15 protein-coding genes and 1 tRNA gene are annotated in these 16,020 nt (G+C 36.0%); 3 read left to right on the top strand and 13 right to left on the bottom strand.

Going from position 1 to position 16,020, the window contains the following annotated elements:
• Nucleotides 1–26 precede the first annotated feature (26 nt).
• From pstB to L0Z58_RS01790, 9 genes are all read right to left on the bottom strand, one after another.
• Complete coding sequence (gene pstB / locus L0Z58_RS01830; RefSeq protein ID WP_010962543.1) at nt 27–785, bottom strand: phosphate ABC transporter ATP-binding protein PstB; 759 nt, start codon at nt 783–785, stop codon at nt 27–29.
• The gene (dapB, locus tag L0Z58_RS01825; RefSeq protein ID WP_010962542.1) at nt 782–1,567 is read right to left on the bottom strand and encodes a 4-hydroxy-tetrahydrodipicolinate reductase; all 786 of its coding nucleotides are present in this window, start codon (nt 1,565–1,567) and stop codon (nt 782–784) included. The genes pstB and dapB overlap by 4 nt, the downstream gene beginning before the upstream one ends.
• A gap of 66 nt (nt 1,568–1,633) precedes the next feature.
• Nucleotides 1,634–1,846 (bottom strand): hypothetical protein, encoded by a 213-nt coding sequence (locus L0Z58_RS01820; protein WP_010962540.1) that lies wholly within the window; start codon nt 1,844–1,846, stop codon nt 1,634–1,636.
• 345 nt (nt 1,847–2,191) lie between these two features.
• Entirely contained in the window at nt 2,192–3,238 is a 1,047-nt protein-coding gene (locus L0Z58_RS01815; protein WP_010082541.1) for a Fic family protein, read from the bottom strand.
• A gap of 169 nt (nt 3,239–3,407) precedes the next feature.
• Entirely contained in the window at nt 3,408–4,400 is a 993-nt protein-coding gene (holA, locus tag L0Z58_RS01810) for a DNA polymerase III subunit delta (RefSeq protein ID WP_010962537.1), read from the bottom strand.
• Nucleotides 4,401–4,405: 5 nt separating this feature from the next.
• Nucleotides 4,406–4,585, bottom strand: a complete 180-nt coding sequence (locus L0Z58_RS01805) for a hypothetical protein (protein ID WP_010082539.1) — start codon at nt 4,583–4,585, stop codon at nt 4,406–4,408.
• Between the two features lie 131 nt (nt 4,586–4,716).
• Nucleotides 4,717–5,517, bottom strand: coding sequence for a metal ABC transporter permease (locus tag L0Z58_RS01800; protein WP_010962536.1), 801 nt, complete (start codon nt 5,515–5,517; stop codon nt 4,717–4,719).
• Nucleotide 5,518: 1 nt separating this feature from the next.
• Nucleotides 5,519–5,884, bottom strand: a complete 366-nt coding sequence (locus L0Z58_RS01795) for an Mth938-like domain-containing protein (protein WP_010082536.1) — start codon at nt 5,882–5,884, stop codon at nt 5,519–5,521.
• 3 nt (nt 5,885–5,887) lie between these two features.
• Nucleotides 5,888–6,754: a 4-(cytidine 5'-diphospho)-2-C-methyl-D-erythritol kinase gene (locus L0Z58_RS01790; RefSeq protein ID WP_010082535.1), complete on the bottom strand. Its 867-nt coding sequence runs from the start codon at nt 6,752–6,754 to the stop codon at nt 5,888–5,890.
• Nucleotides 6,755–6,835: 81 nt separating this feature from the next.
• Between L0Z58_RS01790 and L0Z58_RS01785 the strand changes: the two genes are divergently transcribed.
• Entirely contained in the window at nt 6,836–10,057 is a 3,222-nt protein-coding gene (locus tag L0Z58_RS01785) for a UvrD-helicase domain-containing protein (RefSeq protein WP_022626255.1), read from the top strand.
• Nucleotides 10,058–10,363: 306 nt separating this feature from the next.
• On the opposite strand, the gene L0Z58_RS01780 is transcribed toward L0Z58_RS01785, so the two are convergent.
• The 4 genes from L0Z58_RS01780 to L0Z58_RS01765 form a co-directional block, all read right to left on the bottom strand.
• Nucleotides 10,364–10,654, bottom strand: coding sequence for a GIY-YIG nuclease family protein (locus tag L0Z58_RS01780; RefSeq protein ID WP_010082530.1), 291 nt, complete (start codon nt 10,652–10,654; stop codon nt 10,364–10,366).
• 277 nt (nt 10,655–10,931) lie between these two features.
• A complete protein-coding gene (gene radC / locus L0Z58_RS01775; RefSeq protein WP_010962534.1) occupies nt 10,932–11,606 on the bottom strand; it encodes a RadC family protein in 675 nt (224 codons plus the stop codon).
• 810 nt (nt 11,607–12,416) lie between these two features.
• Nucleotides 12,417–13,013 (bottom strand): RDD family protein, encoded by a 597-nt coding sequence (locus L0Z58_RS01770; RefSeq protein ID WP_010962533.1) that lies wholly within the window; start codon nt 13,011–13,013, stop codon nt 12,417–12,419.
• A gap of 24 nt (nt 13,014–13,037) precedes the next feature.
• Nucleotides 13,038–13,120, bottom strand: a tRNA-Leu gene (locus tag L0Z58_RS01765).
• Nucleotides 13,121–13,234: 114 nt separating this feature from the next.
• Between L0Z58_RS01765 and L0Z58_RS01760 the strand changes: the two genes are divergently transcribed.
• Nucleotides 13,235–14,686, top strand: coding sequence for a replicative DNA helicase (locus L0Z58_RS01760; protein WP_010962532.1), 1,452 nt, complete (start codon nt 13,235–13,237; stop codon nt 14,684–14,686).
• A gap of 117 nt (nt 14,687–14,803) precedes the next feature.
• Nucleotides 14,804–15,958, top strand: coding sequence for a hypothetical protein (locus tag L0Z58_RS01755; RefSeq protein WP_167513689.1), 1,155 nt, complete (start codon nt 14,804–14,806; stop codon nt 15,956–15,958).
• The last annotated feature ends 62 nt before the right edge of the window (nt 15,959–16,020 follow it).

Below are 16,020 nucleotides of genomic sequence, written 5' to 3'. Positions count from 1 at the left end.
CACTTTTTCTGGGTAAGGTCAGAAATTTAATGATCCAGGATATACTCCTTTGTTAAGAGAGATTGAGCATTTTCGAATATTTCTTGAGTGCTTCCAGACTCAACAATTCTGCCATTATGAAAGAAAATTACACTATCAGATAACTTTTTAGCTTGCTTCATTGAATGAGTCACCATAATTATAGTAAATCTTAATTTTAGCTCTTGTATAAGATTTTCGATTGCATTGGTTGCCATTGGATCAAGAGCAGAGCACGGTTCATCCATTAATAAAATAGTTGGCTTCACTGCAATTGCGCGAGCGATGCATAGCCTCTGTTGTTGGCCACCGGATAAATTGAGTGCGCTATCTTGCAATCTGTCCTTCAATTCTTCCCATAAACCAACCTTGGTTAAACTATTTTCCACCATCTCATTCAATTTTTGCTTATCCTTCGCCATACCATGCAATTTTGGCCCACAAGCAACATTATCATATATTGATTTTGGAAAAGGATTTGGCTTTTGAAATACCATACCAACTTTTGCTCTAAGTAGTACAACATCCATATCGCGTGAATATATATCACCCAGCCCATCGATATCTAATTCACCAACAGTTTTGCAACCTGGTACATAGTCATTCATACGATTAAAACAACGCAAAAATGTTGATTTACCGCACCCGGATGGTCCGATAAAAGTAGTAACTTTTCTTTTATAAATATTCAAATTTATATCGAATAAAACTTGCTTAGAGCCGTACCAGAGATTTAAATCTTTAACAGAGGCACGTGTATTGCTCATATCACATCCTGCATTGAATAGAGCCCCGGAATTTCTCTTTTATTTTCGTATAGCCATACTGCTGCTTGAACAGCTCCTCTAGCAAATGTTGTGCGATCAATTGCTTTGTGGTTTAGTTCTATCCGTTCATCAGAATTAACAAACATCACGCTGTGATCTCCTATTACTCCACCTCCACGAGATACTGCAAAACCTATTCCCCCCTTTTTCCTTATGTTTGAACCACTATGTAAATATTGATTGGACTGAAAATCCACTTTTGAAGCGTTAGCAATTGTTTTGCCAAGTTCTATAGCTGTTCCAGATGGTGAATCCTTTTTTAAGTTATGATGCATTTCCCAAATCTCAACGTCATATTCATTACCTAAAAGCTCAGCAGCTTTTTTTACCAATTTCAGCAACACATTAACCCCAACACTCATATTTGCTGACCATAATATTGGAACTTCAGCAGCATATTCTTTCAAATCGACACCTTCTATTCCAGTTGTGCCACTAACCAGCGGTGTTTTAAATTTTACAGCTGCTTTAAGACAGTCTAACATACATTCTTTAGTTGTAAAATCTATTACAACGTCAGATGACTCAAATATGCCACTAATAGAACTTGTAACTTTAATTCCTAGATTGGCTATAATTGGTCCAATATCTGAATCTATGTACTTACTACCTGAACGGGCAACAGCACCTGCTATTTCCACTTTGGTATTTGTAATTAATTCATTGAGTATTTTTTTGCCCATTCTGCCTAAGCAGCCTATTACTCCAACTCTGATTTTCATAAAGCTTTTTACGTTTATTAAGAATGTTAGGCCTTTTTTTAAGCTCTGTCACTTCTGATCTATATTCTATAGCTGTACGAACACTGCAATTTCAGATCCCAGTGCCTTGACCACAACTATTGCAATATGGTACATAGTGAACGATGTCATTCCAGTCTGGAATCTAGCCTTTCTGCAATCTAATCGAAAACGTTTTTCTATGCTAGTTTGCTTGCTTACAAGCAAACTTTTCTGGATCCCAGTGTCTGGGCACTGGGATGACACCCTGACAACCGTCATCCCGCTACTTGTTAGCGGGATCTATGCTAAAAGATACCGCGAATGAATCGCGGTATGACGTAGGACTACTGTCATTCCAGTGCTCCTTTTTTTGTCATCCCAGTGCGTGACACTGGGATCTAGCCTTTATTATTTGGTTGAAATTAAGTTTTCTGGATCCCAGTGTCAGCTACTTTCATGACATCATTATAAAGTAAAATGAGATCCCAGTGTCTGGGCACTGGGATGACAAGAATAGGGCACTGGGATCTAGTGGGCTCAAACTACAATGTTTGTACAGCTGTGATCTATATTCTATAGCTGAATAATTTAACAATTCAAAATGAATACATATCCTATTGAGCTCTATATTACATACCAGGTTGCTTTGCCTTTTCCATGCTGAGTGATGTGATTACTCTTTACGAGATTAGATACGTGCTTCTTTAAGGTATTGCAGTTTGCTTTAGTAATATTTTCCAAATCCTTAATTGTAAGACGTCCATGTTTGCTGAGTAGTGCTAATACTTTAGCAGAAAGTGGTGGTAAATAGAGATTTAACACTTTTTCATGTGACACCTTTTGTTCAAGATGAAATTTTTGCTTTTGTAGTGACCTTAAAAAGAATATAAGCCATGGATTAAAATCATAGCTGCTCGTCTTCAAGGATTGTTGAGTACGACGCAAAGCTAAGTAGTAACTCTCCTTATTACTTTCAATTATACTTTCAAGGGAACTGTAAGGTACATAGATATACCCTAACTTTAGTAACAAGAAAGTTGTGAGAATGCGTGATAATCTGCCATTTCCATCCTGGAAGGGATGAATAGCTAAAAAAGTAACTATAAAAATGCCAATAATTAATAGAGGGTGTAACGATTTCACCTCTAATTGCTGGCTAGTCCAATAAATAAGTTCTTGCATTTGTGTTGCTGTCTCAAATGGAGAGGCTGTTTCAAAAACTATGCCCAAGCTTTTTCCAGATTCATCAAACGCTTCAACATGATTGGGGAATTTTTTATATTCTCCCATGTGCCTTTGATCTTTATATGAAAATTGTAAAAGCCAGATGTGAAACTGTTTTATAGTGTTTTCTGTAAATGGCATCTTGTTAAAGTTTTGAAATACTTCTTCACACACATACGCATATCCGGCTATTTCTCGTTCATCTAGAGAACGAAATGAGCGTGTATCAAGTTTGGATAGTAATTGCTCAACTTCACGGTCTGATAATCTTGCCCCTTCAATACGAGTAGAAGAACCAATACTTTCAATTGTTGCAATTTTCTTGAGCATTTGTAAACGTTCTGGAGCTAAATTACCAAACAATTGCCATGCTCCTTTAAATTCATCAATTTCAGCAACTAATTTTAACATTTCAGGTGTTATTACAATTTTTGAAATGTCAAACATATCTGTATTTTTATCTAGTTATATTCAATTATATTCGAAAATATCCTATTAGCAAAGAATACTTATGAGACACACACTAAAGAATGAATTTTGGTAGGCATAAAAGCAGCTATTTTATGTTAAAATACAACATTTTGATGAAATTATAAGAAAGGCTGGATCCGAGTAGTCAGCTACCTGTCAGTGCATGTTGAAAAATCATTTTATGATCTAAATCAGTTTTTTTACAGGTAACTTCTAAGCTTATCAATTTTTCCAAGATCTTCTTAAGTTCTGAAAGTTGCAAACTTTTCAAATGAGATTTAAAACTCTGCAATTGTTTAAAAAACAATGGAGGGCTTAGCTGATCAATCGCAGCCTGCTCACTCATTCCACCTTGCACTGACAGCAAAACGTTTTCAAGGCGTAGGAAATAATTTGATATAATGCGAATTAGTGCTATCGGTGAAAAATTTTCTTGCGATATCAATGCATCAGAAATTCTAATGAAACGCGACATATCTTTACTTGCTATGGCAGAGCATAGATCATCAAGTGTAGCATAGTCGTTGCCGGAAGTTGAAAAGCATAATTCTATATCAGTAAGTTTTAGGTCTTTTCTCTCCCCTAAGTATAAAACTAACTTCTCAAGTTCTGAACATATAGGCAGCTTGCTATGATTAAAGTAAGATTGCAAATGGTAGATTATCTCATTTGTGCATTTTATATCATTTTGTTTTAAGTAACTTGATATAATGTCATAAAGATTGCTGTTGCTGTCCTTATAGCAAGCAATCACACCAAAAATTTTTGAACTCTCCATATAACTTTTAGTCGCAGAATTATATGGAAGATCATTTGCTACCATCATTACATAATGACCACTTGCGTTATAATCCAATACATTTTTTAACTCCTTGGATATACCTCCACTCACATTTATCAGCTTAATTAATTTTTTGCTGGTAAACATCGAAACGTTTGCCAATTCAGAAAACAGTAAACTGGGTGACTTATTCACTATTGCAAAATCCATCACCTGAACTGAATACTCACCCAAATTAGCAATTATTTCTTGTACATAAAAATCAACCCTACTGTTATCACTTCCATGAATTAACACACCACGTAAAGCATCAGGTTTCTCTAGGAATTTTTTAACTTTGGATGGTGTGACCCTCATGCTATCTATATGATATCATTCTCATTTGACTGTACATGAGTATCCAAAGACTCTGAGTCTCCTTGTGCAATATTATGCACATCACCTGCTACATCATCTGACTCTTCTGTTTTTCCTGTAATATAATTATAAAATTTTTTCACAGGTTGAGATATATATTTGGAAAAAAATCCTTCTTCGCTCATATTGCTTACTCCATAAAATTAACAACTTATCATTAGCATACAAATAATAGTATAGCAAAAACTATTTTGTGCTAAGATAGTGATGTTTTATAATGAGTATATTACAAAATTATTAACATTCGAGATCAAAATTAAGCCAACCTGCTTAATACTAGCCTTATAAAATAAGCGATAATTAAATATACCGCTGCAACAAGTATAATTGCAGGTCCAGTTAACAAATCAAAACTTGCAGATAACATGAGACCTGATATCCCAGAGATCACAGAAAAAACTGTTGCAACAATAATCATCTGCATTGGAGTTTTCGAAATGAGCCTTGCAGATGCTGCTGGTATTAGCAAAAATGCAGCAATGAGTAATATTCCTATTAGTTGGGCAGCAATTGCTATAAATATAGCAAGAGTGATTAAAAATTCTAGTCTAACAAAGGTAACATTAATTTTTTCAACTACTGCTAAATCTTGATTAATTGAAATCATTAACCAATAACGCCATCTAAATATTAATATCAAAGTAACTACTGCAGAGGTTAAAAAAATCAATACTATATCACTTTGATCGAGCGTTAATATATCACCAAACAGTGAGCTAATAATACTATTATTGCCAGATGGAAGAAAAGACATAAGTATTAAACTCGATGATAAAACTACATTGGTAACAATGTTCAATATCGTATCAGCAGAATATAATCTGTTAAAATTAAGAGAAAGTAGTATAGCAAATGTAATTGCAATGAGCATTATGCTAAGCGATGGGCTAATCTTAAAGATTAAAGCAAGTGCAACACCAAGCAACGAAGAATGGGACAAACTATCACCAAGATAAGATAACCTTTGCCATATCATAAACGATCCTAAAGCGCCTGTTACTAGGCTAATTACAACTACTGCAACTAGACTGTTGATGAAAAAGTCCTGGGTAAGCATGCTATATGGCTATTAGATAACTGACAACAAATCTATCTTCGGATATCAGAATATTATGGGTTCTGCATGCAGAACCTGTTGTCATAAATTCAAAATTTAAACCTTTTTGTTCCATAAGATAGGACTTCACTGAAGAACTTAGTATATTGCGTGTTTTACCAGTACCTATTAACAAAATTTCTATTTCCTCTGTTAAAAAAGATTCAAAATACTCCTTGCTGTTTATATCACTTTCTTTCAATTTTATCACCTTTTCAGGAAAAATTATAATTGAGCCGCAATATTCTTGATTGTTTACCAAAAATTTTCCTTCCCTGTAACCATTTATAAGATTTTTATTCTCGGAAATTAAGGGAGTTATATCCATAAGTCAAACTATTAATTGAGTGTTGCATACCCACCATTCTGGTTGCTTTTTTCCGATATTAACTGCAGCAGCTTTTGCATTTTCCTCACTATCGAATATTCCAAAGCATGATACACCACTGCCTGACATGCGAGAAAGTATAGAGCCTTCTTGTGACTTAAGTGTTGATATCACATCCTTAATTTCAGGTACAAAGCTTATTGCTATTTCTTGAAGATCGTTTCTCGTCTCTTTAAGAAACTTCAACAAATCCTTTTCAGCGTCATCGCTCCATTTAATTGGCTCAGAAAATTTTCCTTCATGTTTGGAAAATACCTCTGGTGTACTCAAAAACCTTTTTTTCGGTTTCACAAGCACCACATTTGTAGGTAAAGAGAATTTTTTAATGTGGCATAATTCTTCGCCAATACCTCTAACAAAAACTGGCTTGCTATCTACGCTTGCGGGAACATCAGCACCAACGTTTAAGGCTATTTCATTTAAAATCGTCCTATCAATCTCCCACAGCTTCCCTAGCGTACGTACCACAGCTCCAGCATCTGAGGATCCGCTACCAAGTCCTGCAGCAATTGGTATATTTTTTACAACCTTTACAGTGACTTTAGTGCGTACAGGAGCATGCCTAAGCAGCAGATTAACCGCTTTCATTACAGTGTTATATTGGTTATTTATTTTAGACTCGGAGTTTATAAATTCAACTGTAGAGTTATCGTATCTAGAATCCTTCTCACCTACTTTTATTTCCAAAAAATTAGAGAGATTAGCAAAGACAAATAAACCTTCAATCAAGTGATACCCTGTTTCTTTTTTGTCTACAACATGCAAAAAAAGATTGATTTTTGCAGGCGCCTTTACACAAAAACTTTTCATTATATATCTTCACTAACACTATTTTTACATTATATGTATAATGCTATTCTAGTCAACTTTTATAAGGTTCTCGCACTTCTGATGAGATCAAATGCCATAAATCCTAATTTCTCTGTGTGGGTAAATGCGTCCGCTGGTACAGGCAAAACAAAAATCTTAATAGACAGAGTATTGAGACTTTTATTAGAAAACAAAAGAAATATTCTTTGCTTAACATTCACCAATGCTGCAGCAAACGAAATGGAGAATCGCATTCACAGCATACTCAGTAAGTGGGCAATATGTTCAGATAGTGTGTTGGCAGCAGATCTAGAACAACTAGATTTCTTTCCAATGTCATCCCAGTGCGTGACACTGGGATCCAGAAAAAATAAAGATTATTTAACAAGAGCAAGAAGGCTTTTCTCTGAACTGGAAAATCTTGGTCTAACTATACAAACCATACACGCTTTCTGTTACAAATTAATCTCCAGCTTTCCTATAGAAGCTGGCATTGCTCCAAATTGCACGCTGAGCGAATGCAAAGAATTACATTCCATCATATTCAATAAAGTGCTTCATAACGAAACTGTGCAGGATGATATCAACCTTATTGCAACTGAAATTGATGAAAATAAACTACGCGATTTGCTTTATACTTTATGTGTAAAAAGATCAGCGTCAGCAAATGATTCGAAATATATCAAAGATAAATTGAGCGCCCCAGATGAAATTCATGACTTACAGAGTGAAACAATTGAGCACGTGGAAAGACTAGCCGAGATATTAAGTGAAGGCAGTAAAAGAGATCAGAGTTATAGTGAAATACTTTATTCTACTGTCATCCCAGCTGGGATCCAGAAGAAAAGAACCAGCGTCACGCGCTGGAATGACACTAAAGTAGAAAACCTAGCCAAGGTCTTTTTAAAATCAGAATCGCACGAAAAAAAGAGCATATCATCCATTGCAACAAAAAGTATTTTGGAGAAATTCAAAGATGCAGAGCAAATAATAGAGAGCGTTCAGAATGTAGTATTTACCCATATAAGAGACATGAACTCTTATCAAATATTCAAGAGAACCAGTAGCTTACTTGGTGTATTTAAAGTATATGTTGATTTGTATAATAGTGAAAAATCAAAAAATGCACTGCTTGACTACAATGATATAATCAACTTAGCAACAAATCTTCTTAGCAATCCAAACTATAAAGATTGGATATTGTTTAACTTGGATCAAAAAATAGATCACATCCTTGTTGACGAGGCACAAGACAATAGCATCAGCCAGTGGAAAATTATAACAAATCTCTGCGATGAATTTTTTGCCGGTAATGATGAAAAGCGAACCTTATTTGTTGTTGGTGACGTAAAACAATCCATATACAGATTTCAAGGAGCAAATCCCCATCTATTCAACTATATGCAACAATACTTTCATACGAAAACTGGTGGTAGAGATTGGATATCATGCCAACTTGAAAAGTCATTTCGCTCAACTCCAGAAGTTTTGATGCTTGTAGATAGAATATTTAATAACTTCCGCGCAGAAATATCTTTTAATGATAATGAAATAAAACATGTTCCACATAGAGAAAATGACCAAGGATATATTGAAATTTGGCCAGCGTTACCAAGGCGCAAAGAGAAAGAACAGCAAGCTTTACAAATTCCTCTGACATGCAGGGAAAATTATATAATAGCAGACCGATTACTTGCTCAAACAATAGCCAACAGAATTCACAATTGGTTAAATGAAGGGCGAATTTTAGTCGCTAAAGATCGCCATATAGAGCCAAGAGACATTATGATTTTGGTACGGCAACGAAACGTATTAGTTGATTACATAATAAGCGAACTTAAAAAAGCAAACGTGCCAGTTGTAGGCCGGGATTATTTTAGAATTATGGACTATATAGCCGTGCAGGACTTAATAGCTTTGGCCGAATTTTTACTCCTCCAGGCAAATGATTTAGCTCTTGCAAATGCTTTAAAATCACCGCTATTTAATTTCACCGAGGATGATTTATTTAACATTGCATACGACCGTAAAGAGCATTCACTATGGGAAAGAATTCAGGATTATTCTGTGGTTATCTATAGTGAATTAAACTATCTCATTAACTTATCTCGCATAGAGTCTCCTCTTGCACTATTTACACATATATTGCGTACAGGTAAGAAGAAATTTGCTGCAAGGCTAGGTCTTGAGTGCTTTGAGGTTCTAGACGAATTTATGAACCTCGTGTTGCAATTTGAAAACCCATCTCTTCAAGCGTTTGTTCAATGGATCAAGGAGAATAATCCGGAGATTAAGAATGATATGCAATCAGAACGCAATGCTGTGCGAATAATGACAATTCACAAATCAAAAGGTCTGCAAGCTCCCATAGTATTTTTGGTTGATACAAACACAGTGCCAAGAAACAGTGAAAGCATTATCTTTGATGGAACAGAAGTGCCATTTTGGTGTGGAAAAAACAACAACGCTTATTGCGATCAAGTAAAAAGAGAGAAAAAACTAGAGGATTATAATGAATATTTGCGTTTATTATACGTAGCACTCACGCGTGCTGAAGATGAGTTATACATCTTAAGTAAAGAGCCAGTGCAAAAGGGCTCTTGGTATGATCTAATCACTAAGTACGGAGAGCCATATGAAAAGAAACAAAGGGATTTACAGCCAATATTTAAAGAAAAAGTTGAAGTATTATGCGTGAATGCAAACTACCCTTACATTTATAAAAAACGTGATTATTTTGACGTTCCGGTCATTTCCCTTCCACCAGCTTTAGCCCACTCTTCGGTGTCATCCCAGCGCGTGACGCTGGAATCCAGTGAAAAAGAAGGAGCAGAATGGATCCCAGTGTCAGCTACTTGGATGACAGATGGTTATGCAAGAGGCCTGATTATTCACAGCATATTGCAGTATATGCCCAAGATAGAAAAAGAAAGGAGAAAAAATTGGGTCAGAAAATACCTTGATAACATCAGCGAAGATAAGGATGAAATTTACAGTAAAATATTAGCCTTTAATGAAAAATATGGCTATTTGTTTGACTTGGAAGGCAAATCAGAGATTACACTGAGTGGAACAATTGATGGCAAGTCAGTATTAGTACGACTAGATAGGCTATGCATAACGCAAGATAAAGCAATCATAATTGACTACAAATCACACCGTAACGTTTCTGTTTCCTTATTAAATGAAATAAAAAAACAGATGTTAATCTATAAAACCTTAGTACAAGAAATATATCCAAACAAGCAAGTAGAGTGCGTGGTTATTTGGGTGGAAGATTTAACCATTCAATCTGACTTTTAACGAAACTTGATTGCAAGAAATAGCTACTACGTCATACCGCCGCAGACCGTCATACCGCGATTCATTCGCGGTATCTCAGCCGCTAACACGTCGCGGAATGACAGCAGTCCTACGTCATACCGCTGCGGATAGATCCCGCTAACAAGTAGCGGGATGACGAATTACTTAACTGTCATACCACCGCAAACCGTCATACCGCCGCGGTATCTCAGCCACTAACAAGTAGCGGGATGACGAATTACTCAACCGTTATCCTGCTGCTCCTTTCTCGTCATCCCGCTACGTGTTAGCGGGATCTCAGCATAGCTATCTTAAAGCTAAGTAATATAAGTCAATCCAGCTAGGATTCTTTTGATTGATCAAATTAATTTTCCACTGCCTTGGCCATTCTTTCAGGCGCCTTTCTCTTGCAATAGCTAAACTTATATCTTCAAACTCTTCAAAATATACAAGTTTATTTACATTATATCTTGATGTAAAACCTGAAACAATTTTGTTTTTGTGTTCCCAAATCCTCTTGATCAAATTTGCAGTTACACCAATATATAATGTGCTATTAGCTTTATTTGTAAGTATATAGATATATGATAACTTCATCTTAATCGTTTATAGCTAAAGTAACTGAGGTTTACCAACATTATACTACACCATCATACCACAATAAAACTTACCGTCATGCCGCCGCAGATAGATCCCGCTAACACGTAGCGGGATGACGAGTTACTATACCGCGGCGGTATCTCAGCCGCTAACAAGCAGCGGGATGACAGCAATCTACGTCATACCGCGATTCATTCGCGGTATCTCTTAGCCGTTAACACGTAGCGGAATGACGATTGTCGGTAAATCTAAGTTACTGTAGCTATAAAGGCTTTCACAACAACCTATTTTCCTTGAAACTAAAATAGCTACTGAATGTAATAATAATGTGATCTATTAATTCTATTCCTATACTTTGGCAAGCTTCTGCTAGTTGTCTAGTGAGAGATATATCGCTATTTGAAGGTTGTGTATCTCCGCTTGGATGATTGTGAGATATTACAATGGATGTTGAACCAATCAAAAGTGCGCGCTTGATGATCTCTCTGACATAAAGAGGAGTTTGATCTACTGTACCAATATTTTGCAAGTCTTCCGCTATTAGACGATACTTTTTATTCATATAGATGACACGAAAATTTTCCTTATTGAGGCTTCCTATACTTATTCTTAAATAATCAAGCAATTTTTCCCAGTTATCGATTACAGGCAGGTTTTTTATTTCTTCTCTTGCAGAACGAACAAAGGCTTGTTTTACACAAAAGATGGCAGATATCGCTGCATTGCTGACATCATCAACGTTTTGCAGCGCTTCCAGGTCAGCATTAAAAACTTTATTTAAGCTGCCAAAACTTTCTATCAAACTCTTTGCCACCGGTTTTACATCAATTCTACTATATGCTGAATATAAAATGTGCTCTAAAACTTCATAATCAAGTAATGATTGTCCATTATCTAAAATAATTTTCTCTCTTAGGCGCTTTCTATGCCCCTTTTTGTAATTTTTCATCATCAATGAATTGCTTATCTCTTGTATAATAAGAAATTAGATTTTTAAGTAAAATATTTAATAAAGCGCATGACGCACAATTGTAAGAACATTCATTTTTAAAGACAGCAAATGGTGTCATGAAAGTAGCTGACGCGAGCTCTACGTCATACCGCCGCAGACCATCATACCGCCGCAGACCGTCATACCGCGATTCATTCGCGGTATCTCATCCGCTAACAAGAGATCCCGCTCACAAGTAGCGGGATGACGAATTACTTAACCGTCATGCCACCGTGAACCGTCATACCGCGATTCATTCGCGGTATCTCTAGGTCCCGCTAACAAGTAGCGGGATACTTGATCTTTACAGGGATGACGGTTGTCGTTTAGCTACAAACATTAAGAAATTTACCAAATGAAAAAAAAGGCAAAAGAAGCCCTAGTCATTGTCTATTTTCAGTATTTGGCGTTTTTTAAATCTTAAACACTGCAATTTAGCTGCTTTTAAACGCAACTCACCTTAGTTTAAATGTTTAAGAAATTTACTAAGCAGAAAAAAAGGCAAAAGAAACCCCGCGTTAGCTAGTTGTCACTCTCTAATCCTGCAAATTGGCGTACTATACTGTCTTAAACGACTTATAAGCGCGTTTCAGCTTATATAGGTAAAAACCCAGAAATGTTGTGAAGACATAAGGTGCACATAGTGCAAAAAATTAAAAATAAGACGCCAACTACGTTGTTTTCTTGCTGTTTAATCTGCACAGATGAAGATAACTGAATACCTTCACTATCATGATAAAGGTGCTGGCGAAGGGTGTCAAGTAGTTTTTAGCTCTGCCTTCTAAGGCTTTTACTCGTGACAACCACTGTGCCTGCGATCTTATCGTGCCAAGTTTGACAGCGTTTGTTGAAATTTGACCATAAAAAGCCCAAGAACAATGGTGCAACTGACAATATAAAGGAAAAAAATCTCTTTGTTGCTTGTTTTAGGGTCATCTTTTCGAAAGTTTGTGCATCCACAACTCTAAGCCCAAATAATAGTTTTCCAGGTGTAGTAGCAAACTTTACCCACATATATATTACATAGCAAAAGAGCATAATAAACTGGACTATTTGATTTAGAATCATTAATTTTACAAGTCTACTCTGCATTGCCTTTTCTTCTATAGAAAGTGGCACTTGCATTGGGGATTTTGCAGCAACTTGGCTGAATATTTTGCTATCCTCTGAGTTTGTAAAGAGCTGATTAAAGGCTTGGCCGCAAAACTGCAAGAACAAAACGATAATAATTAAATCAAGCAATACTGATATATAGCGCCTGAGGCCCGTTACATAACATATCCCATTTTCATCTTTCTTTACCTTTTGAATAACATTTATAGAAGAAAAAATAGAAAATAAACGATTAAAAAATTTATGTAACATATATATACTTTCCAATATTTAACGTGCCCCTGGCCGGACTTGAACCAGCATGCTTTTGCAAGCAACAGATTTTGAGTCTGCCGTGTCTACCATTCCACCACAGGGGCATTAAGTTTTAATGCTATAGGCAACACGGAATTAGTCAAATTTTTTTGCCTTTACATCTTTCAAATGAGGACTAAATATTCTACAATAATCAACAGTTACTCTCAAAACTTAAAATGAATGAATTAGCCAATCTCCTCAGTTCAAGAAGTGTAGATAAGGAAATATGTAAATTACCGCATAATTTAGAAGCTGAACAGATGCTTATTGGTGCAATGATTCGTGATAATAGAATCTGTGATGCAGTTGAAGACACAATTACAGCAGAAAATTTCTATGATCCACTGCATCAAAGTATTTTTACGCAAATATCTAAAACCAGGAAACACGGTATAGTTGCCAATGAACTGAGCCTCAAAATGTTTTTTGAGAACGACCAAGCGTTTACCGAGTGTGGCGGGGTAGAGTACTTAGCAAAGCTTGCAGCGAAGGCAAGTATTGCACTTGATATTTATAGTTTGACTAGAATAATCCGTGATACTTACTTAAGGAGATGTTTAATCAAGCTCGGGCAAGAAATAGTTGGTGATAGCTACAACTACGATATTGAAAATCCTGCACAGGCGCAAATTGAACAAGCAATGACAAAATTGTTCAATTTGGCAGTAAAAAAACAAGGTGAGAAAACATATATAAAACTTGCAAGTTCAATTAAAGATGTAGTTGAGAAGATCAGCACACTGAAAAATAATCCAGAAGCGCTAGGCGTTACAACCGGACTTCAAGATCTAAATCAGCTTCTTGGTGGTCTACAAAAATCTGATTTATTAATTTTAGCTGCAAGGCCTTCTATGGGTAAAACAGCATTGGCGCTAAACATCGCACTTAATGCTTGTAAGATGTTGCAAAAAAGAGCAGATAAGCAACACTATGTAGCGTTTTTCTCGCTTGAAATGTCAGCAGAGCAATTAACTGCAAGGCTGATCACTATAGATTCAGGGATTAGTTATTATAAGGCATTAACCGGGAGAATTAGTGATTTTGAATTGCATGAATTTATCAATACTAGTACAGAATTATCTGAACTGCCTTTCATCATAGATGACACCCCTGCGCTATCAATTAGTGCCCTTCGCACCAGAATACGCTTGCTGTATCAATTATATAATGTAGAAGTGGTATTCATTGATTATTTGCAGCTAATCAGAGGAACAACAAAAAGGAGTAATGAAAATAGAGTGCAAGAAATCTCGGAAGTGACGCAGGGTTTGAAAGCAATTGCAAAGGAGCTAAATATTCCCATTGTTGCACTATCTCAGCTCTCTCGTTCTGTTGAGCAGAGGGATGATAAAAAACCACAACTTTCTGATTTACGTGATTCAGGGAGCATAGAGCAAGACGCAGATATAGTAATGTTTCTCTATAGAGAAGAATACTACGAATTGAGAAAGCAACCAAGTGAAGGAAACAATAAACATCGGGAATGGCAAGAGAAAATGGAGAAAATTAGAAATATTGCAGAGCTTGTTATTGCAAAGCAGAGGAACGGGCCAATTGGCAGTGTGAAGCTATATTTTGACTCTAACAGAGGTGCATTTAAAGATTACACGGAAAGGCATAGTTCATAGCTTGACAGCAATCTTCTTGTTCCCAAGTTTATCAATTATTTTTTTTATGTAAAGATAGCTTGATAACTTCTTAAAAATCCTTTTATAATGGTATTATATTTTATAATACGTGAGATGATGAATAAAAACAATGTACCCTATTATATAGCTGGAACTCTGGCTGCTTTAACTTTATTAGCATCTGGAGTGTTTGCTGCAGCTCCTTATATTGGTTTCTTAGCTCCAGTTGCAGCATTAAGTGTTGGCCTTCCATTTATTATTGGTGGTGCTGTATTTTCTGCTGTAGCTATTGCACTTTCGTATCAAGCAATTAGTGAGAACAAAACAAATTCTGAGTTAAAAAATAAAATGAAAGCTCAAGAGCAAACAATTTCTGGGCAAAAAACTCAACTAGCTAAAAAAGAAGCGGAAGTAAAAGCTAAAGAGGAAGAAAATTCTAAGTTAAAAAATAAAGTAGAAGCTCAAGAGGAAGAAAATTCTAAGTTAAAAGATCAAGTACGCACTCAAAAGCAGAAAAGTTCTGAGCAAAAAACTCAACTAGCTGAAAAAAATAAAAAGATAGAAGAAGACAAATTAAAAGTGGCAATTGCTGATGGCACTGTTCAGCTTGCAAAAGGAACAGTTAATAGCGCTGTTTGGTTTGCAAAAGAAGCAGTTAATGGTGTCTTGTATTCTGGCAAATATGCTTACGATAATTATGTGCCATCAACTGAGTCTACAAAAGGAACACTTAGTGGTATTGGAGGTGGCTTGAAAAATACTTATGATGCGTCAATTGCATCTGTAAGAGGAGCACTTAACAGCGTTGGAAGCAGCTTGTACAGTAGGATTTATGGTACTAAGGTTTCTAGTCCGGAAGAGCAGTTTAAGCGTGAAGATGGATCTAAACCTAGCATGCAAGAACTAACTCGTTTGGATTATTTAAATCTTGAGGTTCTTTCCAGTGAGCAAAAGCAACGAGCTAATAGTTTGGATTATTTAAATATTGATAACGTTCCTAAGCAACCTGATCATTTAAATGTTGATGCTGCTAAAAGTTATTTAATGAGTCTTTCTGAGGATCAGGATGTATTTTATGATGCAGAATCTGGTGATGAAAAAGGTACTGAGATTTCTAGCCCAGAAAGTCAGCCAACTAAAGAAGAAAATGGTCAAGGCTGGTTTGCATGGAGCCTAGGAAAGGTTAAGTCGGCAATTACTGAAGTAGTAGTGATAGGTGCTGATGTTACTAAACCATATTGTGCTAAAGTAACTAAGGCACTTGCCACCTAACTTGAATATGTAGACAGCGGTGTGCACCGTCGTTAACTAAAGATAATCCCATCCAGGAGAAA

This window comes from Wolbachia endosymbiont of Aedes aegypti, from assembly GCF_021496215.1.
Taxonomy (GTDB): Bacteria; Pseudomonadota; Alphaproteobacteria; order Rickettsiales; family Anaplasmataceae; genus Wolbachia; species Wolbachia pipientis.
The sequence above is the reverse complement of the archived record's forward strand: the minus strand, read 5'-3'. Positions and strand labels throughout refer to the sequence as shown.